At 71.8% G+C, this 19,468-nt stretch carries 14 protein-coding genes; 9 read left to right on the top strand and 5 right to left on the bottom strand.

From position 1 onward, the window contains the following. Positions 1-24: 24 nt before the first annotated feature. Together K8625_RS05720 and K8625_RS05715 are read right to left on the bottom strand one after the other, a co-directional pair. Positions 25-1,797, bottom strand: a complete 1,773-nt coding sequence (locus K8625_RS05720) for a DUF885 domain-containing protein (protein WP_223782083.1) — start codon at positions 1,795-1,797, stop codon at positions 25-27. 234 nt (positions 1,798-2,031) lie between these two features. After that, positions 2,032-2,607 carry a peroxiredoxin-like family protein gene (locus K8625_RS05715; protein WP_223782082.1) on the bottom strand — a complete coding sequence of 192 codons (576 nt, stop codon included), beginning with the start codon at positions 2,605-2,607 and terminating at the stop codon, positions 2,032-2,034. Between the two features lie 71 nt (positions 2,608-2,678). Between K8625_RS05715 and K8625_RS05710 the strand changes: the two genes are divergently transcribed. Both K8625_RS05710 and K8625_RS05705 read left to right on the top strand, forming a co-directional pair. Next, a complete protein-coding gene (locus K8625_RS05710) occupies positions 2,679-3,620 on the top strand; it encodes a LysR family transcriptional regulator (protein WP_223782081.1) in 942 nt (313 codons plus the stop codon). A gap of 106 nt (positions 3,621-3,726) precedes the next feature. Beyond that, positions 3,727-5,604, top strand: a complete 1,878-nt coding sequence (locus K8625_RS05705; protein ID WP_223782080.1) for a SulP family inorganic anion transporter — start codon at positions 3,727-3,729, stop codon at positions 5,602-5,604. A gap of 7 nt (positions 5,605-5,611) precedes the next feature. Here the strand turns inward: K8625_RS05705 and K8625_RS05700 are convergent, their stop codons facing one another. Next, positions 5,612-6,082, bottom strand: a complete 471-nt coding sequence (locus K8625_RS05700) for an MgtC/SapB family protein (RefSeq protein WP_223752083.1) — start codon at positions 6,080-6,082, stop codon at positions 5,612-5,614. 22 nt (positions 6,083-6,104) lie between these two features. After that, a complete protein-coding gene (locus K8625_RS05695; RefSeq protein WP_223782491.1) occupies positions 6,105-7,460 on the bottom strand; it encodes a DUF2254 domain-containing protein in 1,356 nt (451 codons plus the stop codon). 572 nt (positions 7,461-8,032) lie between these two features. On the opposite strand from K8625_RS05695, the gene K8625_RS05690 reads away from it, so the two are divergent. The 7 genes from K8625_RS05690 to K8625_RS05660 all read left to right on the top strand — a co-directional run bounded on the left by K8625_RS05690 (position 8,033) and on the right by K8625_RS05660 (position 18,233). After that, positions 8,033-10,750, top strand: coding sequence for an AsmA family protein (locus tag K8625_RS05690; RefSeq protein ID WP_223782079.1), 2,718 nt, complete (start codon positions 8,033-8,035; stop codon positions 10,748-10,750). Between the two features lie 218 nt (positions 10,751-10,968). Continuing rightward, positions 10,969-12,240, top strand: coding sequence for an FAD/NAD(P)-binding oxidoreductase (locus K8625_RS05685; RefSeq protein ID WP_223782078.1), 1,272 nt, complete (start codon positions 10,969-10,971; stop codon positions 12,238-12,240). 50 nt (positions 12,241-12,290) lie between these two features. Then, the gene (locus tag K8625_RS05680; RefSeq protein ID WP_223782077.1) at positions 12,291-13,574 is read left to right on the top strand and encodes a sigma-54-dependent Fis family transcriptional regulator; all 1,284 of its coding nucleotides are present in this window, start codon (positions 12,291-12,293) and stop codon (positions 13,572-13,574) included. A gap of 174 nt (positions 13,575-13,748) precedes the next feature. Next, complete coding sequence (locus K8625_RS05675; RefSeq protein ID WP_141332008.1) at positions 13,749-14,459, top strand: MBL fold metallo-hydrolase; 711 nt, start codon at positions 13,749-13,751, stop codon at positions 14,457-14,459. 90 nt (positions 14,460-14,549) lie between these two features. Further along, positions 14,550-15,152, top strand: coding sequence for a rhodanese-like domain-containing protein (locus tag K8625_RS05670; protein ID WP_223782076.1), 603 nt, complete (start codon positions 14,550-14,552; stop codon positions 15,150-15,152). Next, complete coding sequence (locus K8625_RS05665) at positions 15,149-16,339, top strand: sulfite exporter TauE/SafE family protein (RefSeq protein ID WP_223752089.1); 1,191 nt, start codon at positions 15,149-15,151, stop codon at positions 16,337-16,339. The genes K8625_RS05670 and K8625_RS05665 overlap by 4 nt, the downstream gene beginning before the upstream one ends. Before the next feature lie 238 nt (positions 16,340-16,577). Next, complete coding sequence (locus tag K8625_RS05660) at positions 16,578-18,233, top strand: formate--tetrahydrofolate ligase (protein WP_223782075.1); 1,656 nt, start codon at positions 16,578-16,580, stop codon at positions 18,231-18,233. 63 nt (positions 18,234-18,296) lie between these two features. Here the strand turns inward: K8625_RS05660 and K8625_RS05655 are convergent, their stop codons facing one another. After that, positions 18,297-19,457, bottom strand: coding sequence for a methyl-accepting chemotaxis protein (locus tag K8625_RS05655; RefSeq protein WP_223782074.1), 1,161 nt, complete (start codon positions 19,455-19,457; stop codon positions 18,297-18,299). Positions 19,458-19,468 lie beyond the last annotated feature (11 nt).

The following is a 19,468-nucleotide window of genomic DNA, read 5'->3' as shown; positions in this document are numbered from 1 at the left end:
GAGGCGTCGGGCGCGGGTGCTCGGCTACTCCAGCGACGGAGCCTCGTCGCCGGGGATGAGCACCTTGCGCGCGAGCGACACGGGCAGGCCCAGCTGCAGGAAGCGGTCGTGGAAGTCCTTCAGCACGAACTTCTTGCCGCTCGCCTCCAAGTGCTTCTTGTAGTCCTCGCGCAGCTTCAGAATCTGCATCCGGCCCAGCGCGTAGTACAGGTACGTGGGGTTGGAGGTGCCGCGCTCCACCTCGCGCAGCGCGGGGAAGGGCTCGAAGTAGGCAATCTCCGCGTAGCGCTTCGCCACGGCCTCCACCGGCTCGTTGTACACGTGCAGCGCGAGCGCGGCGTACCAGCGCGCGTGACGCTGGAGCGCGCGGCGCAGCTGGCCCAGGCGCACCGCCGGGTCACCCTGGCCCAGGCCCTCGTCCACCATCATCTGCTCGGCGTAGTGGGCCCAGCCCTCCACCACGGAGGCGGGGGTGAAGACCTTGCGCACGTCGGTGGGAATCTTCGCCCCGTAGAGCAGCTGCACGAAGTGGCCGGGCATGGCCTCGTGCACGGTGATGCCCAGCAGGCCCGCGCGGTTGAAGTACGTCAGGTGCTGCGCCTTCTCCTCGGTGGACCACTCCGCCTCCACGTTGGTGATGTTGTAGTAGGCCTCCTGGGCCTTGCTCTCGAAGGGGCCCGGCGTGTCCATGGACGCGAAGCCCAGCCGTTCGTACGGGGGCGTCTCGCGCACGGACGGCAGCGAGTCCGAGGGCAGCGTGAGGATGTCCTTCTCCCGCACGAAGCGCTGCAGCTCCACCAGCTGCTGGCGCGCCAGGGGGATGAGCTCCTCGGCCTGCGGGTGGTCCTTCACCAGGGCGGCCATCACCTCCGCGGGGGACTTCGTCGGGTCCACCTTGGCCGTCTCGCGCGCCACCCAGGCCTGGTACTCGCGGATGGCCCGCTCGTTGATGTCGCGCAGCTGGTCCGCGTTCAGCGTGATGTGCTCCTCCAGGGCCAGCTTCTTCTCGAACCGCTCGCGGCCCAGGCGGAAGTCACCGGTGGCGCGGGGGAGCAAATCCCGCTCCAGCCACGCGGTGAAGGCCTCCATCTGCTCGAGCGCCTTGGCGCGCGCGGCGTCGAACTCCTGGCGCTCAGCGGGGGGCAGCTTGTCGGCGCCCTGGGCCTCGAGCGCGCGAGGCAGGTCCACGCGCAGGTACACCTGGGTGCCGCGCGCGTCGCGGATGGCCTGCTCGGCCCACAGGCGGGGCACGTCCTGGAGGTTCGCCTTGGCGGCCTCGAGCACGCGGGGGATGTCGTTCATGCGCGAGCGCATGTCCATCATCCGCTCGGACAGGGGCGCGAAGTCGCGCGAGGACAGGCTGGACAGTCCACCGGAGACGAGCCCCACGTAGGCGCCCGGGTTGCGGCGCCAGACGCGCTCCTCCTCCAGCTCCAGCAGCTCCGCGCGGATGGCGTTCTCCAGCACCACGCCGTCGACGGCGTCGTCACCGGTGAGGGCCGAGCAGTTCACCTGCTCCAGCCGGGTGAGCCAGCCGCGCAGCGCCTCCGCCTTCCGGTCGAGCGCGACCTGCGAGACGTCCTGCAGGTGGGCGTCGTGCTTGTGGAAGCCCAGGCGCGTGGCGCGCACGGGGTTGGCGGCGGAGAACCAGTCGAGGTACTCGCGGATGAAGTGGGAGTAGGCGGTGGTGGCCGCGTGCGAGGGCGTGGGGAGGGAGGACGCATCCCTTCCTTCCTTCGGGCGCGAGGCACACGCGCAGACACTGGCCAGCAGGACGACGGCGACACGGATACGCATGAGGGCTCTCATCGAGATTGACGGGCCCCAGTGTCCGCACTGTGCGCCGGAAGGGGTAGGCGGAAACAAGGGCAGACGTCGGAGGCCGTCCTGCGCTCAACCCGCCACGTCGCCCCCGAGGTCACGGTTGACCGTGTGGTGAATCACCCTTGCGTGTCCGCGCCCGTGGGTCCGTCGTGCGGCGGACGCTCGCGTGTCAGGATGCGTTCTCGTCGTGACGACGAAGTGAGCCCCTCACGAGGCGCGAGCCTCCTGGCCCCTCGCGGTCCGCGCGAGCGCGAGCACGTCCTCCACCTCCCAGTGGTCATCCGCGTGGCGTCCCCGATGGAGGGCGAGCACCCGCCCCGTGGCATCCAGGAGGAAGTCCGCGGGCAGCCCCTGGGCCCCGCCTTCCCCCGCGAAGGGATTCGAGGGGACGGAGGCCAGCCCCTTCACGGCCGCCAGCATGGCCCGCGGATGGAGCGCTGAGACCCGGGACTGCTCCACCCCGAAGTGTCGGTACCAACGACGCTCCGGGTCCGGCACCACGGGGAAGGGCAGGTCCCCCTGATAGGGGCGCATGGACGCCTCGGTGGAGTGGAAGAACGCCACCGGGTGGACCCCCTCCGCCTCCAGCCGCTCCCGGGCGGCGGCGAACCTGCGCACGTGCAGGTTGCAGATGGGGCAGCCCGCGAACCGCCGGAACTGCAGGTGCGTGAGCGCGCCGGCGCTCCGCAGCGGGAGCTCCAGCGAGCCCTGGGTGAGCGTGGTGACGAGGAAGGGGGCGATGACCTCGCCGACCTGGAGACGGGAGCGCTTGTTGGAGTCCATTCGCGCAACCTAGCGACGCGGGGCTCCATCGCGCTGCTTCATCTCCGACATGAGCATCATGGCATCATTCGATGATGCGCTTCGACCGCCTCGACCCCTCGCACCTCCACGCGCTGCAGGTCCTGCTGGAGGAGCGGCACGTCACGCGCGCCGCCCGGCGCCTCGGCATCAGCCAGTCCTCCCTGAGCCATCGGCTGCGGCGCCTGCGCGAGTCGCTGGGTGACCCCTTGCTGGTGCGCTCGGGCCCGGGGCTCGTGCCCACGCCGCGCGCGGAGGCCATCGCCCCCCGGCTCACCGAGGCCCTCCGGGCGCTCGAGGCCGCCGTGAGCCTCCCGGCGGCGTTCGACCCGGCGACGTACACCGGGGCGCTGACGCTGGTGATGCCGGACCTGTTCGTCCCCGTGCTCTCGAACCTCCTCGCCGCCCTCCAGCGAACGGCCCCAGGGCTGAGCCTGCGCGCGCGGCCCCTGTCTCCGGAGCTGCCGCGACTGCTCGCCGAGGGCCCGCTGTGCCTCGCGCTCGCGCCCTCGCACTTCGCGGACGCCACCACCCACGCGCGACTGCTGGCCGAGCCACGGTTCGCCGTCGTCGGACGCCGAGGCCACCCGGCGCTGCGCCAGCGCCTGACGCTCTCGCGCTGGCTGGCCCACGGGCACGTCGTCGTCCATGTCGGCGGCGAGCGGGTCAACCCCCTGGCGGAGCTGCTCGCGCGCCAGGGGCTGCGGCGGCACGTCGCCCTGGAGGCGCCGTCGTTCCTCTCCGGACTCCAGGCGCTGGCCCACTCGGACCTGCTGATGAACGTCCCCATGCCGCTCTTCGCTGACGCCATCCGCGCGCTGGACCTGGAGACCTGCCCACCTCCCATCGCCCTGCCGCGCGTCCGCTTCGCCATGCAGTGGCACGAGCGCTTCCAGCACGACGCCGCGCACCGGTGGGTGCGGGACCAGGTCTTCTCGGCGGTCCGCCCGCTGCTCCACAAGCCCGGCGCAGCCCCGGGCGCGCGCGCCACCTGAGCGCTCGCGCCCACCCGGCTCCCTGGCCGCCCCGTCCCATCGGGCGATGCCCGCGAGGGGTGCGCTCTCCAATGTGCGGGGACCCGATGGGCCGGAGGGCCGCCGCATGTCCACGCATCCTCAGCGACACACCTCCCACGCGCGCCCTCTCGCCCGCCACCTGCCCTTCCTCACCTGGCTCCCCGCGTGGCGCCCCAGCTCGCTCAAGCGCGACCTGGTGGCGGCGCTCACCATCACCGCGCTGCAGATACCGGAGGCCATGGCCTACGCGGAGCTGGCGGGCGTCCCACCGCAAGCCGCCTTCTACGCCGGCCCGGTGGCGCTGGTGCTCTACGCCCTGCTGGGCACGTCGCGCCAGCTCGTCGTCGCCATCTCCGCCACGGTGGCCGTGCTCTCCGCGTCCACGGTGGCGAGCCTCGCCGAGAGCGGCACCCCGCGCTTCATCGCGCTGACGGCCGCGCTCGCGATGCTCGCCGGGGTCATCTCCATCCTGGCCGGCGTGCTCAAGCTGGGCCGCATCGCCCAGTTCTTCTCCGACTCACTCCTCACGGGCTTCGTCTTCGGGCTCGCGCTCGTCATCGCCATCAAGCAGGTGCCCAAGCTGCTCGGCATCCAGGCCGGGAGCGGCAACTTCTTCGAGCGGCTCTGGGACCTCGTCACCCACCTGCCGCAGACACACCCGCTCACGCTCGTCGTCGGCGCGGTGAGCCTGGGGCTGTTGCTCGTGCTGGGCCGCTGGGTGCCGAAGCTGCCCGCGTCCCTCGTGGTGCTCGTGCTGGGCACCGCGTGCATCGGCCTGCTGGGACTCCAAAGCCACGGCGTGAAGGTGGTGGGCGACATCCCCTCGGGCCTCTCCGGTCCCGCGATTCCCGACGTCGGCTTGAAGGACCTGCTGGGCCTGCTGCCGGGCGCGTGCGGCATCGCGCTGGTCACCTTCGCGGAGGCCATCGGCCCCGCGCGCGTGCTCGCGTCGAAGCACCGCTACGAGGTGGACGCGAACCAGGAGCTCATCGGCCTGGGCGCGGCCAACCTGGGCGCCGGGCTCTTCCGCGGGCTCTCGGTGGGCTGCAGCCTCTCGAAGTCCGCGGCCAACGACGCGGCCGGCGCGCGCACGCAGATGCCCAGCCTGCTCGCCGCGGCCCTGCTCGCGCTGGTGGCGCTCTTCTTCACGCCCCTGTTCCGCACGCTGCCGGAGGCCACCCTGGCCGCCATCGTGGTCCTGGCCACCGCGGGGATGATGGACGTGAAGCAGCTGCGCCGCCTCTTCGCGCTGCGCCGCACCGACTTCCTGCTGGCCATGGGCGCGCTGCTGAGCGTCCTCGTGCTCGACGTGCTCCCCGGGTTGATGGTGTCGGTGGGGCTCTCGGCGGCCTTCCTCGTGTGGCGGGCGAGCCAGCCCCGGCTGAGCGAGCTGGGCCGCGTCCCGGGCACCCTGGACTTCGCCGACATCCACCGCCGCCCGGCGCCCTTGCGCGTCCCGGGCCTGCTGATACTCCGGCCGAACGAGGGCATCTTCTTCGCCAACGCCACCGCGCTGCGCGACGCCGTCATCGCGCACGTGGACCAGTCGAGCGCGCCCGTGCACACGGTGCTGCTGGACCTGGAGGTGACGGCGGACCTGGACGTGCCCGGCGCGGACATGCTCGGTGAGCTGAAGGAGTCGCTCGACCAGCGCGACATCACGCTGATGTTGTCCCGCGTGCTCGCGCCCACCCAGGCCCTGCTGGACAGGACCGGGGTGACGGACCGCCTGGGCGACGGGGACCTCCAGCCGCAGACGCTCAACGGCGTCATCGAGTACCTCACCCGCAGGGCCCACCACTCGGAGGAGGAGTGGGCCCTCATCCGGGATGGGCTCCACCGCCTGGGCGAGCTCGTCGATGAGGCACACGACTCCTCGGAGGATGAGGCGGAGCGCCGACGGCTGGAGCAGCTGCGTCGCACCCTCGCGCGGCTCGACACGTCCCACGGCCCTCCGAAGTGACGGCGGCTCAGCGCGGCGGGTCCTCCTTCTGCTCCCCACGCAGCTCGCGCATGATTCTGCGGCGGTGGAAGACGCGAATCTCCAGCAGCCCCACCAGCCAGCTCGTCACGGAGATGCCGGGCGCCACGCAAGCGGCGAGCAACGGGTTGCCCAACGCGGCCTCACAGCCCACCGCCGCGGCAATCCAGATGGAGGCGGCCGTCGTGATGCCGAAGATGGCGCTCCCCCGCTTGAGCACGCTCGCCGCGCCCACGAACCCGATGCCGGAGGCCACGCCCTGGATGATGCGCAGCGCCTCCCCGGGGGTCGCCATCAGGTTCGCCCCGGAGGTGCAGAAGAGGGCGGCGCCCAACGTCACCAGGTAGTGCGTCCGGACCCCGCCCGGCCGCTTGCGGTACGGCAGCCCCAGGACGATGCCGGCCCCCCCGGCCACGAGCAGCCGGACCAGAATCTCTCCACTCCCGAACTCGGCCGCCATCCCTGACTCCTCGCGCGCCCGCTCAGAAACCGATGGCCGGAAGCGGTGGCATGGGCCCTCCGTCGAGCGCCCGCTCCAGCGCCTCGGCGTGACGCTGAAGCAGCGGGCCCACCCCGATGCCCTGTCCCGCCGCCCGCTCCGCGACGGTCGGGATGGAGCGCAGCAGCTCACGCGCCGCGGACCGGTCCTCCGCGTCCCGCGCGCGCTGCCCCACGGCCGCGGCCAGGCGCATGAGCCGCAGCGCCACGGTGGGCTCCGAGGCGCCATAACGCAGGAGCGGCTCCGCGACCGACGCCAGGTAGTCCCGCAGCGTGGGGCCGTGCAGGAACACGCGCGGCGTCCCGGCGTCGTCCGCCAGCACCCGGGGCCCCAGGCGCATCGGGCTCAGCTCGCACAGGAGGAACGTGAGCTGGTCCAGCGCCTCGACGGCGGTGTACGGGTCATTGACGCCAGGGGACAAGGCCTTGAGGGCCACGTCCACCAGCTGCCGCACGCCCAGGGCAATGTCCCGGTCCTCGTCCCGCCAGTGGTCCAGGCGGATGGCGCGGCCCATCGCCTCCACCAGCTCCCGCCGCGAGGGGGGCCCTCGGGCAGGCTCCACCTCGACCTGGCCGACCTGCTCCCCCCGAATCACCGGCTCGCCGATGGCGCGCTCCAGATGGATGACCCAGCGCTTCGTCGTCGCCACCTCCAGCAGGGCCTTCGCATCGACGGCGGCGATGAAGCCGTCACCAGGGCTTCGCAGCGGCATCGCCACCGCCGCGCGAACACGCGCGGGAGGTGGCGCCTCCAGGTCCCCCTCGCGGAACCGCTCGAGCTCGCGCGCGACCGTCAGCGTCTCCTGACGCACCCGCCGGACCAGGTTCTCCACGCGCATGAGCTGGAAGGTCTGGAGCACCTGGAAGACGAGCGCCCCCTCGCAGGCGATGAGCAGCAGCATGGCCAGGGCGAGCGCCGGTCGCGGCATGCGCTCCAGCCCCGAGACGAACCCGAACTCATGCGCCGCCACGAGGCAGAAGACGCTCGTGGCCACGAACACCGGGATGACCACGCGGATACCAGTGCCATGCAGATACAGACGCAATAGACGTGGCGAATACTGCCCCGCGGCGTTCTGCACCACGAGCATGGACAAGGACAGCACGATGCTCAGCGAGGTCAGCGCGATGCCCAGCACCGCGGAGAGCATGCCGCGCGCCTCGGCGGCCGTGGCCCGCCAGGCCGCGCCACTCAGCAGGCGGGGCAGGAGGGTCGGGGAGGGCTCCACCAGGAGCACGGCCAGACAGGCGCCGAGAGCGGCTCCCACGACGGGCGGAATCCAGGACTGGTGACGCACCCGTCCGCGCAGGGGCAAGGCCTCTCGCGGCCGGGCCCGCATCCCTTGCCCCGGCCGTGCCTCCGCCCGCGCAAACGCCTGTGCGCCCGCCATGTGCGTCACCTCCGTGCCATGCGCCCCGCCCCTGCCCGACCCCAGCCCCTCTTCGTCGAAGCTGGGCCCCCACGGAGGCGGGCACAACGCGGGCCCGGCCCGCGAGACGAGCGTCCGCACCGCCCGTGAGCGCCCCATGCCTGCCTCGACGAGCCCCACCACCTGGGAGGCGGCCTCGCGGTAACACCTCTGCCCACCTCGAAAGCGGGAGCACACCCCTTCCCTCGCGGCGCGCCCGTGGATACCTGGAGCGTGTTGGGTGGCAAGGAGGCGCCAGAGGGCCGGCTGGCGCCGACGCTCTCGCCCCCGGGACGACCGGACGGGCCCCGCGCCCTGGCGGCGTGCATTTCCAGCCCCCTCCACCGTCCCGGGATGAGATGAGGCCCCCGCCGAGCCACCCCGATACGTGGCCGCGCCAGACGCGTGCGGCACGCCCCGGGCTGGGCTAAGCGTCCCGACGTGAGCCCAGGCTCCGCGCCGGGCCGAGACCCGGGGCCGCTCACCTGAGGAGGAACCAAGCGATGTCCGACGTCGTGAAGAAGAAGCGCCGCTGGCCGTACGTGCTCGGGGGAGTCTTCGCGCTCCTCGTCGTCGCCGTGCTCGTGGTGCTCTGGCGGCTCGACGCCATCCTGCTGAAGACGGCCAGGGAGCAGGCCGCCACGTATTCGCAGAAGCTGGGCCGCCCGATTGAAATCGGCGACATCTCCACCCAGCTCTTCCCCAGCGTGGGCGCGGTGGTGAAGGACGTCTCCATCGGCGCCGCGGAGGGCGAGGACCTGCCGCTCGCGACGCTCGCCAAGGTGGACGTCAGCGTGGCCGTGGGCCCGCTGCTCTCCTCGAGCGGCAAGGACATCCAGGTAAAGAACGCCGAGGTGTCCGGACTCACCGTCAACGTGGTGCGCCTGGCCGACGGCACCACCAACGTGCAGCGCCTGCTCCAGCGCCTGGAGGAGCAGTCCCCTCCCGAGGAGGAGAAGCCCGAGGAGGAGTCGAAGCCCACGGACCTGTCCGGCGTGCACGTGGAGCGCGCGGCGCTCACCGACGGCACCATCCGCTTCGTCGACCGCGCCGGGGGACAGGGCGCGCGCGAGCTGGCGGTGAAGGACCTGGACGTCGAGGTGAAGGATTTGCGCGCCGGCAAGCCGCTGGTGGTGGACCTGGCCGCGGCGGTGCTCGCGGAGAAGCAGAACCTGAAGCTCTCGCTGCACGCGGCCCCGCTGCCGCCCACGCTGATTCCCACGCCGGAGCGCGTGACGCTCAAGGCGGAGAAGATTGACCTGTCCCCGCTGGGTCCCTTCCTGCCGCCCGATGTGGGCCTGCAGGCGGGCACGCTGGACGCGGACTGGAAGGCGGAGCTCGGCGGCGCGGTGCCCGGTGGCAAGGGCCCCACGCGGCTGGTCGGCGCCATCTCCGCGCTGGGCCTGCGCTTCGCGGGCGCCGAGGGTGGCAAGGCGCTGGACGTGGTGCTCGACACGGACGTCGCCGGAGACCTGGCCACGGGGGACTTGTCGCTCGACAAGCTGAAGCTGGACCTGGGCCCGGCGAACATCACCGGCAAGGGCCGCGTGAAGGGCATGCTGTCGGACACGCCGTCGGTGGAGGGCTTCGAGCTGGTGGGGCGCAACCTGGACCCGGCCGTGCTCGCCGAGTACTACCCGCCGCTGAAGAAGCAGCTCCAGGGGATGATTGCCGGTCCCATCGGACTGGACGTGCGCGCCAGCGGGACACAGGCCGCGCAGGCCATCAACGTGTCGGTGGACCTGACGCCGGTGCGCCTGCGGGTGCCCGCGCAGCTCACCAAGGACGCGGGCGGCGCCATGAAGCTCACCGCCAGCCTCACGGGCGCGGCGGCGAGCGGCGGCGCGCTGAGGTTCGACGCGAAGGCGGACCTGTCCGGCGTGGACCTGCGCCCGGGCCTGCTGGTGGACAAGGCCCCGGGCCAGCGGATGGAGCTAGCCGCGGCGGGCACGTACGCGCCCGGCAAGGGCGGCGTGGGCATGAAGGTGGACGTGCCGAAGATGACGGCGAATCTCCTCCAGGACACGGTGACGGGCAGCGCGTCGTTCGCGACGGCGGGCACGGGCAAGAAGCAGACGACGACGTTCTCCGCGGACGTGAAGGCGAACAAGCTGGACGCGGACGCGCTGCTGTTCGACGAGCAGGAGCTGGCGGCGCGCAACGGCGGCACGGTGCCCGCGCCCGGGTCCGCGGAGCTGCCTCCCGAGGACCCCGCGCGCTTCAACGGCTACCGGGGCGACCTCCGCTTCGCGGTGGGCACGCTGCGCTACACGCAGATGGACCTCACCAACGTCACCGGCGTGGTGAAGATGACGGACGACCTCATCACCGTGGAGAAGTTCTCCTCGGGGGTGTTCGGCGGGAAGGTGGTCGCTGACGGGACGAGCATCCGCCTGGGCCCCGCGGCGCCGCAGCGCCCGTTCGAGGCGAAGGTGAAGGTGGAGGGTGTGCAGGTGGCGGACGCCATCGCGCAGGCCACGCCGCGCAAGGTGATGACGGGCACGTTCAACGGGAACGTGGACGTGAAGGGCATCGGCTACACGCCGGAGAAGCTCAAGGAGACGCTGCTGGGCGGCATCAGCGGCAACATCCTGGGCGGCACGCTCCTGGGCAAGGACCTGGTGTCGTCCGTCTCCGAGCCGCTCGCCAAGGCGCTCCCCTTCGCCTCCAAGGCGCTCAAGAGCAACGAGGTGACGTCGCTCAGCGAGAACCTGCCCTTCGGCGTGCAGATCAAGAACGGCGTCGCGCAGCTGTCCAAGCCCATCACGTGGACGCGGCCGGAGGCGGCGATGAGCTTCGACGGTGGCATCAAGCTGGACGGCACGCTGGACCTCACGGGCGCGGTGGCGCTGACGCCGTCGACGGTGAAGACGCTGACCTTGGGCAAGGTGACGCCGCCGTCGGACATCCCGGTGGGCCTGAAGTTGACGGGTCCGGCGTGGAAGCCCGAGGTGACGGGCGTGGACGTGAAGCCGGCGGTGACGACGTTGGCGAAGCTGGCGGCGTCCTCGCTCGCGGGCAACCTCATCGGCGGTGAGCGCGGCAAGCAGGTGCAGCAGGCCATCGAGGGCGGCGAGGAGAAGCTGCGCGCCGACGCCGAGGCGAAGCGCAAGGAGATGGAGGCCAAGGCCGAGGAGGAGAAGAAGCGCCTGGAGGCCGAGGCGAAGAAGCGCGCGGAAGAGGAAGCCAAGAAGCGCCTGCGCGGCATCTTCGGGAAGTAGCGCTCCGAGCGCACGCAACGACGGGAGCCCCACGGCCCGGTCGAGCGGACGTCCTCTCCAGGGCGCTCGCTCCTCCGGGCCGTGTTGCATGAAACACCCTGAAACAGTGTGAAACAGCGCCGCGCGCCAGCGCACACACGGGCCGCACTCGGGGACGATGGTGGCATGCGCCCTGCTAAGGCCCCCTGCCGACTTCACTCAGGCAGGGAGCGAGCACGATGGACGCGAGCGAGGACTGCGGCTGCACCGACCCGGCGACGACGCCCATGCCTTACGTGGCACCCGTGAGCGAGCGTCACCGGGTGCTCATCATCGGCGGAGGCACGGCGGGCATCTGCGTGGCGGCGCGGCTCGCGAGGCTGGGGCAGAAGGGCGTGGCCATCCTGGAGCCCTCCGAGCGTCACTACTACCAGCCGCTCTGGACGTTGGTGGGCGCGGGCGAGGCGCGCGTCGAGGACACCGTGCGCGACGAGGCCGACCTCATCCCCCGGGGCGTGAAGTGGCTGAAGGACGCCGCGGAGGAGGTGGACCCCGTCCGGCAGGAGGTGCGTACGCGCGGCGGCCTGCGCGTGGGCTACGACTTCCTGGTGGTGGCGCCGGGCATCCAGCTGGACTGGGACAAGGTGCGGGGTCTGCGCGACGCGCTGGAGACCGAGCACGTCAGCAGCAACTACGACGTGAGGCTCGCGCCCAAGACGTGGCGGATGCTCCAGGCGTTCAAGGGCGGCACGGCGCTCTTCACGCATCCGGCCACGCCGGTGAAGTGCGCGGGGGCGCCGCAGAAGATCATGTACCTGGCCGCCGACCACTTCCGACGCACGGGCATCCTGGAGCGCTCGCGGGTGGTGTTCGGCTCGGGGGCGAAGGCCATCTTCGGGGTGCAGCCCTTCGCGCGGGTGCTGGAGGACGTGGTGAAGCGCTACGGCATCCAGACGCACTTCGGACATGACCTGGTCGCGGTGGATGGAGCGCGGCGAGAGGCGACGTTCGAGACGATGCGGGACGGGCAGAAGACACGCGTCACGCTGGGCTACGACCTGCTCCACGTCACGCCGCCGCAGAGCGCGCCGGACTTCATCCGGAACAGTCCGCTCACCTCGCGCGAGGGGGCGTGCAGTGGCTGGGTGCGCGCGGACAAGCACACGCTCCAGCACCCGGTGTTCCCGAACGTCTTCGCGCTCGGGGATGCGTCGGACCTGCCCACGAGTCGCACGGGGGCCGCCATCCGCAAGCAGGCGCCGGTGCTCGTGCGCAACCTGCGCGACGTCATGGCGGGCCGTGCGCCCACCGCGCGGTACGATGGGTATGCCTCGTGTCCGCTGACCACGGGCTACGGGAAGCTGCTGCTCGCGGAGTTCGACTACGACGGCAAGCCCACGCCCAGCTTCCCGCTCATCGACACGATGCAGGAGCGACGGGACATGTGGCTGATGAAGAAGTACGGCCTGCCGCAGCTCTACTGGAAGGGCATGCTGCGCGGGCGGGCGTGAGACACCACGGGCGTGCCCGCGAACCCGCTCCGCGCTATGCAGCCCGGAGCATGCCCACATCCCGCCCTCCGCAGCGTCCGTCTCGGCTCGCCCTGTCCGCGCTCGACGCGCTCGCGGGCGCCGTCCTCCTCGTGGACGCGGAGCGCCGCGTCGTGGGCGCCACCTCCGCGCTGGAGTCCCAGCTCGGCGCCCCCGTGCGCGAGGGCACACCGCTCACGGAGCTGCTCTCCCTCCAGGGTGACGCCGAGCGCCTGGACGCACTCCTCACCACGGGACGCGAGACGACCACGAAGCTCCGCGCCGGAGGCACCATCCGGGTCCGCGCGACAGCGCTCGGCAAGGACGGCTGGGCGCTCACCGTCCGCCAGGACACCTCCCCTCCCGCCCTGGAGGGCGCCGAGGTGTTCCACGGCCTGTGGACCCAGGACGCGGAGCTGCGCCGCGTCTTCCGCATCGTCGAGAAGGTCGCGCGCACCGAATCGAGCGTGCTCGTGCGAGGCGAGTCCGGCACGGGCAAGGAGCACATCGCGCACGCGCTGCACGAACTGTCCCCTCGCGGCAAGGGCCCCTTCCGAGCCATCAACTGCGCGGCCCTCCCCCCCAACCTCCTGGAGAGCGAACTCTTCGGCCACGTGCGCGGCGCCTTCACCGGCGCGGTGCGAGACAGCCCGGGGCACTTCCGGCTCGCGCACGGCGGCTCGCTCTTCCTCGATGAAGTCGCGGAGCTCCCCCTCGACCTCCAGGCGAAGATGCTGCGAGTCCTCGAGACGCGCACCGTCATCCCCGTGGGTGGCCGCGCCCCCGTCCCCGTGGACGTGCGCATCATCGCCGCCACCCACCGCGCGCTGCGTCGCGAGGTCGAGGCCGGCCGCTTCCGCGCGGACCTCATGTACCGCCTGCGCGTCGTCCCCATCTTCCTCCCCAACTTGAGAGAACGTCGGGGCGACATTCTTCCGCTCGCACTGCGCTTCCTCGACGAGCTGCACCAGCGGGGGACGCGGCGTGTGGAGCGAATCGCGCCTGGTGCGCGCAAGCTGCTCGAGTCCCACGGGTGGCCCGGCAACGTGCGCGAGCTGCGCAACGTCATGGAGTACGCCTACGTCATCGGCGAGGGCCCGGTGCTGCGCGAGGTGGACCTGCCCCCCGAGTTCTCCGAGGCGAAGGCGCTCACCCGCCTCCCCGTGGCGACGACCGGCGCCACGCTCGACGAGGAGCAGGTGCGCGCGGCCCTCGCCCGGGCGGGCGGCAATCGCTCCGAGGCCGCGCGACTGCTTGGCGTCAGTCGCGTGACACTCTGGCGCCGCCTGCGGACCTTGGGCGAAGCTGCGCGCTGAGCGAGCGACCGTCCTCGAATCCAGGGCGGCCGTTTCACCCAGGTGTTTCACCTGTTTCCTCGAAGTGGGTGCAACGACCGGCGAGCTCGGGCCGTCACTCGGAGCCGCATCGCTGGCATGGGGCTCGCAGTACCGCTGGACGTGCGCTGCGACCAACCCAGGAGGGAAGTGGACATGCTCTTCCGGCAGCTCTTCGACTCGGAGTCCTCGACCTATACCTACCTGTTGGCGGACCCGGCGACGCGGGAGGCGGTGCTCATCGACCCCGTGTTGGAGCAGGTGGAGCGGGACACCCGGCTGCTGGAGGAGCTGGGGTTGAAGCTGGTGGTGGTGTTGGAGACGCACGTGCACGCGGACCACGTCACCGGCGCCGGGCAGCTGCGCGAGCGCCTGGGCGCCCGGGTGATGGCCTCGGCGAAGGGCGCGCCCTGTGTCGACCGGCAGCTCCAGCATGGCGACGTGGTGCGGGTGGGCCAGCTGGAGCTGCGCGTCCTGGAGACGCCGGGTCACACCGACGACAGCCTGAGCTTCCTGTGCGACGGCCGACTGTTCACGGGGGACGCGCTGCTGGTGCGCGGCACGGGCCGCACGGACTTCCAGAATGGAGACCCGGGGCAGCTCTACGACTCCATCACCCGCGAGCTGTTCGTCCTGCCGGACGCGACGGAGGTGTTCCCCGCCCATGACTACGCGGGCTTCACGTCGTCCTCGGTGGGCGAGGAGAAGCGACACAACCCACGCCTCGCGGGCAGGACGCGGGACGACTTCGTGCACTTCATGAAGTCGCGCCAGATTCCGCCGCCGCGCAAGCTGGACGTGGCCGTGCCGGCCAATCGCGCCTGCGGCCTCACCGCCCCGGCGGAGTCCCAGTCACCGTCCGCGTGAGGTGACCCCTCACCACTTCCAGAGCCCCAGCCGCCTCCCCCGAGGGACGCGGAGCGGGGACCCTTTTGCTCGAATCGAAGGAGCCGCAGCTTGAGTCACCCCTACGACAACGCCCCTCCCCGGCCGGAGGGCTATCGCGACGTGGACGTCCAGCAGCTCGCGACCGGGCGGCCCCCGGGGCTGCACCTGGTGGACGTGCGCGAGCCCGTCGAGCTGGATGGGATTCTGGGTCACCTCGAGGGCGTGCATCCGGCGCCGCTCGCCACCCTGCGCGAGGCGGCGACGTTGTGGCCGAGGGACACGGAGGTGCTGCTCATCTGTCGCTCGGGTGCGAGGTCCGCGAAGGCGGCCACGCAGTTGGTGGCGATGGGCTTCACGCGGGTGATGAACCTGGCGGGCGGGATGCTCGCGTGGAACGCGCATGCGCTGCCGGTGGTGCGACTGACGACGGAGCCGCTCCCGAACCTCGGGCAGGTGGGAGACACCCTGCGCGCGAGGCTCACGGGGATGCGCGTGCCCGCGGTGGAGTCGCTGCCACCGGAGCCCTCTCGCGAGGAACTGGGTGCGGTGCTGGATGCGCTCCAGGCAGAGCCGCCGAAGGAGCGAGGAGACGCGGCGGCGTTCGAGAAGACGCTGCGAGAGGTCCGGGACCTGCTCGCGGTCGCGAAGCCTGGAGGAGGCAGTCGTCCATGATGTGGGCCGTGGGGATGGCGGGCGCGTTGCTCGTGGGAGTGTTGCTGGGGTTGCTGGGAGGCGGGGGCTCCATCCTCACGGTGCCGCTCCTGGTGTACGTGCTGGGAGTGGAGCCGCGCACGGCCATCGCCATGTCCCTGGTGGTGGTGGGCGTCACGAGCGCGAGCGGCGCGCTGCTGCATGCGCGAGCGGGCCGGGTGCGGTGGCGCACGGCGCTCCTGTTCGGAGCGGGAGGGATGGCGGGGGCGTTCCTGGGAGGAAAGCTCAACCCGCTCCTGTCGCCCACGATGTTGCTGCTGTGCTTCGCGGGGGTGATGGTCGCGGCCTCGGTCGCCATGCTGCTGCGCTCGGATGCACCTACGCCGGTGACGAGCGGCCACGTCACGGCCGACCTCTCGGAAGCACGAGCGACCTCCGGACGAGTCGAGCCGAGCACCTCGTTCGCTGCCGACCAGCACGCGCAGCCCACCGAGAAACGTCGTCCCACGAGTGTCGAGAGCGAATCCTCCGTCTCCATGGGGCACACCAAGAAGCCCCGTCCCGCGAGCATCGAGAGCGCTCCCTCCGTGTCCATGGAGCACGCCGAGAAGCCACGTCCCGCGAGCATCGCGAACGGGTTCCCCGCCTCCGTGGGGCGCACCGAGAAGCCACATCCCGCGAGCATCGCGAGCGGCGCATCCGTCTCCGTGATGCGAGTGGTGGCGCAGGGAGTGGGCGTGGGAATCCTTTCAGGGCTCGTGGGCGCGGGAGGCGGCTTCCTCATCGTCCCCGCGCTCACGCTGGTCGGCCTGTCCACGCCGATGGCCACCGCCACCTCGCTGGTGGTCATCGCGCTCCAGTGCGCCGCGGGTCTCATCGGCCATCTGGGCCATGCGGAGCTCCCCTGGCGCCTCACGGGCGAGGTCCTCGCCATCGCCCTCGTGGGGAGCATGCTCGGTGGAAGATTCGCCGGACGCGTGGCCCCTGGAGTCCTGCGCCGAGGCTTCGCCCTCTTCGTTCTCGCCACCGCGACGTTCCTGCTCCTGGCCCAACTCCCGCGCACCGTGCTCGGAGACCTGACACAACGACTGGCCAGCGCGGGAGCCTGGCCCTGGCTCGTCCTGGCGACCGGCGTGGGGCTCTCCACCCTCATGGTGCGAAAGCACCTGCGCACGGCCCGCCAGCGCACCACTGCGCGAGGGCTCTGACCCCCCAGCCCCCCCCCCGCGCCGACACCCCGGCGTCGCGGTGCTCGCCCACCAGCGCCAGGCGCCTCACGAGCAAGTGCCACGGCGCGCATCCCAACGCGCCCCCACACGGCCACGTCATCGCGCCATCCCATCCGCCCCACCGCGCGCGGCCTCCCGCGCCCACATCCGTCCCGCCCCGGACGGGCCCACACCACATCGGTTGACCCGTGCCCCGCGCGCGTCGAGAGTCCCCTGCATGAAGCTGAGACCCATCGCAGAAGTGGGCGCCGAACTGGGCCTGTCCCCCGACGACGTGCACCCGTGGGGCACGAACCGCGCCAAGGTTTCCCTCGGTGCACTCGGCAAGCAGGGCGGAAGACAAGGCCGCCTCGTGCTCGTCTCCGCCATCAACCCCACGCCTCCGGGCGAGGGCAAGACGACCATGTCCGTGGCGCTGGCCATGGGCCTGCGTCGCCGGGGACGCCGCGCCGTGGCCGCGCTGCGCGAGCCGTCCCTCGGTCCCGTCTTCGGCGTGAAGGGCGGAGGCACCGGCGGCGGGCAGGCCAGCCTGGAGCCCGCGGCGGACATCAACCTGCACTTCACGGGTGATTTGCACGCCATCACCAGCGCCAACAACCTGCTCGCCGCGCTGGTGGACAACGCCGTGTACTACGGCCAGCCGGCGGCCATCGACTCGACGCGGGTGCGCTGGCGGCGCGCGCTGGACATGAACGACCGCTTCCTGCGCAACGTCATCGTGGGCCTGGGCGGCAAGGCGCACGGCGTGCCGCGCGAGGGCGCGTTCGACATCACCGCCGCCAGCGAGGTCATGGCCATCCTCGCCCTGGCCGAGAACCTCAAGGACCTGGAGGAGCGCCTGGGCCGCGTCGTCGTGGGCCACGCACCGGACGGCAAGCCCGTGCGCGCCAGGGACGTGGACGCGGCGGCGGCCATGGTCGCCCTGCTCAAGGACGCGCTGATGCCCAACCTCGTCCAGACGCGAGAGGGCGGCCCCGCGCTCGTGCACGCGGGCCCGTTCGGCAACATCGCCCACGGGTGCAGCTCCGTGGTGGGCACGCGCATGGGCCTCGCGTACGCGGACGAAGTCGTCACGGAGGCGGGCTTCGGCTTCGACCTGGGCGCCGAGAAGTTCCTCGACATCAAGTGCCGGAGCACGGGCCTGTGGCCGCGCGGCGTCGTCCTCGTCGCCACGCTGCGCGCGCTCAAGTACCACGGCGGAACCCCGCTCGCCCGCGTCGCGGAGCCGGACGGCGCGGCGCTCGCGCGAGGCTTCGACCACCTGGACAAGCACCTCGAATCGGTGCGCGCCTTCGGCCTGCCCGCGGTCATCTGCGTCAACCGCTTCCCCCAGGACACACAGGAGGAACTCGATGGCCTGCGCGCCTTCGGCCGGGAGCGCGGCGTGGAGATGGCGGTGTGTGACGGCTTCACGCGCGGCGGCGAGGGCTCGCTGGAGCTGGCGGACCGGGTGCTCGCGATGCTCGACGGCACGGACGCGTCTCCGCCCACCCCGCGCTTCCTCTACGACGTGAAGCAGTCCCCCGAGGAGAAGGTCCGCGCGATTGCCCGCACCGTGTACGGCGCGGACGACGTGGCCTTCACCGCCTCCGCGCGCAAGGACCTGGAGACCGTGCGCGAGCTGGGCGGCGCGGAGCTGCCGGTGTGCATGGCCAAGACGCACCTGTCACTCTCCGACGACGCGACGAAGCAGGGCCGGCCGCGCGGCTTCACGCTCACCGTGCGCGAGGTGCGCCTGTCCGCGGGCGCGGGCTTCATGGTCGCGCTCACCGGCGACATCCTCACCATGCCGGGCCTGCCTCGCGAGCCCGCCGCCCGCCGCATCACCGTCCACGAGGACGGGCGCATCACCGGGCTCATGCAGGGCGAGTGACGCGGCTTCGACGGGCGGCCCTCACCTCGCTCTCGTCGAGGGGGCCGCCCGGAGCGACGCACGCTACGCGCGGAACGACGTGGACAGCGACTCGAGCCGTCCCAGGGTGGCGTTGATTTGGGTCACGGCCTCCTCGGCCGTCATGGTGGAGGTCACCACGTCCGCCATCATCGAGGACAGCTGCGTCATCACCTCGGTCATCTGCGCGATGCCCGCGTTCTGCTGGGTGACGGAGGCGACAATCTGGCGCGCGGCCTGACTGCTCTCCTGCACCACGGTGGTGATCTCCTTCAGCGAGTTCGCCGAGGCCAGCACCTGCTCGATGTTCTGCTCCATCTTCTCGCTGTCGCCCTCCGCGATGGAGGTCGTCTGGCGGATGGCCTGGTTGATCTCGAGCAGGATCTTCCCGATGCGCTGGGTGCTCTGGAGCGACTGCCCGCTGAGCGCGCGCATCTCCCGCGCCACCACCGCGAAGCCCCGGCCCTCCTCGCCCGCGCGCGCGGCCTCGATGGCGGCGTTGAGCGCGAGCACGTTGGACTGGTCCGCCAAATCCTTCACGCTGCTGATGATTTCGCCGGCGTGCACGGCCTGGTCGCTCAGGTGCGCGATGCTGCCCACCAGCGCGCCCACGCGCTCGCGAATCTGCTGCATGCCCTCCGCGCTCTGCTCGATGGAGTGCTGCCCGGAGGAGCTGAACTGGTCCGCCTGCGCGGCCACCTTGAGCACCATCTCCGCGCGGCTCGCGGCCATGCTGGAGGTCTGCGCGATTTCGGCGATGGTGGTGCTCGCCTCGGTGAGGCTGCGCGACTGGTTCGTCAGGAAGTTCACCTGGTCCTGGCTCGCCTGCGTCAGCCGCGTGGCCGCCGAGGACAGCTCCTCCACCACGGACTTCAGCGTCGCCGGCACGTCGCGCAGCCGGTCCGCCATCACCTGCAGGCTCCGGCTCAGCTCGCCCACCTCGTCCTGCCGCCCCAGCTCCAGCGGCTGCGACAAATCACCGTCATGCGCGATGCGCCGCGCCACCTCGGCCAATCGCGTCAGCGGCTCGGCCAGGTCACGGTGCAGCCACCACGCGAGCCCCGCCGTCGTCCCCATCGCCAGGAGCGCCAGCACGACCACCAGCCACGTCGGACCGCCCGCCAGCGCCACCACGACGAGGACCACGAGGAGCACCGCCGCGGCCACCGGGGACAGCATCACCTTCTGCTTCAGCTTCAAGCGCACCGAACGGCCTC

The organism is Myxococcus sp. AS-1-15 (assembly GCF_020037055.1).
GTDB lineage: Bacteria > Myxococcota > Myxococcia > Myxococcales > Myxococcaceae > Myxococcus > Myxococcus fulvus.
Note: the sequence above shows the minus strand (reverse complement) of the source record. Positions and strands in the feature narration are given on the sequence as shown.

Coding starts and splice junctions, on each gene's coding strand:
- K8625_RS05675 (WP_141332008.1), top strand. CDS start 13,749: ATGCTCTTCCGGCAGCTCTTCGACTCGGAGTCCTCGACCTATACCTAC.
- K8625_RS05715 (WP_223782082.1), bottom strand. CDS start 2,607: ATGGACTCCAACAAGCGCTCCCGTCTCCAGGTCGGCGAGGTCATCGCC.
- K8625_RS05665 (WP_223752089.1), top strand. CDS start 15,149: ATGATGTGGGCCGTGGGGATGGCGGGCGCGTTGCTCGTGGGAGTGTTG.
- K8625_RS05710 (WP_223782081.1), top strand. CDS start 2,679: ATGATGCGCTTCGACCGCCTCGACCCCTCGCACCTCCACGCGCTGCAG.
- K8625_RS05720 (WP_223782083.1), bottom strand. CDS start 1,797: ATGCGTATCCGTGTCGCCGTCGTCCTGCTGGCCAGTGTCTGCGCGTGT.
- K8625_RS05700 (WP_223752083.1), bottom strand. CDS start 6,082: ATGGCGGCCGAGTTCGGGAGTGGAGAGATTCTGGTCCGGCTGCTCGTG.
- K8625_RS05685 (WP_223782078.1), top strand. CDS start 10,969: ATGGACGCGAGCGAGGACTGCGGCTGCACCGACCCGGCGACGACGCCC.
- K8625_RS05680 (WP_223782077.1), top strand. CDS start 12,291: ATGCCCACATCCCGCCCTCCGCAGCGTCCGTCTCGGCTCGCCCTGTCC.
- K8625_RS05705 (WP_223782080.1), top strand. CDS start 3,727: ATGTCCACGCATCCTCAGCGACACACCTCCCACGCGCGCCCTCTCGCC.
- K8625_RS05695 (WP_223782491.1), bottom strand. CDS start 7,460: ATGCGGGCCCGGCCGCGAGAGGCCTTGCCCCTGCGCGGACGGGTGCGT.
- K8625_RS05690 (WP_223782079.1), top strand. CDS start 8,033: ATGTCCGACGTCGTGAAGAAGAAGCGCCGCTGGCCGTACGTGCTCGGG.
- K8625_RS05660 (WP_223782075.1), top strand. CDS start 16,578: ATGAAGCTGAGACCCATCGCAGAAGTGGGCGCCGAACTGGGCCTGTCC.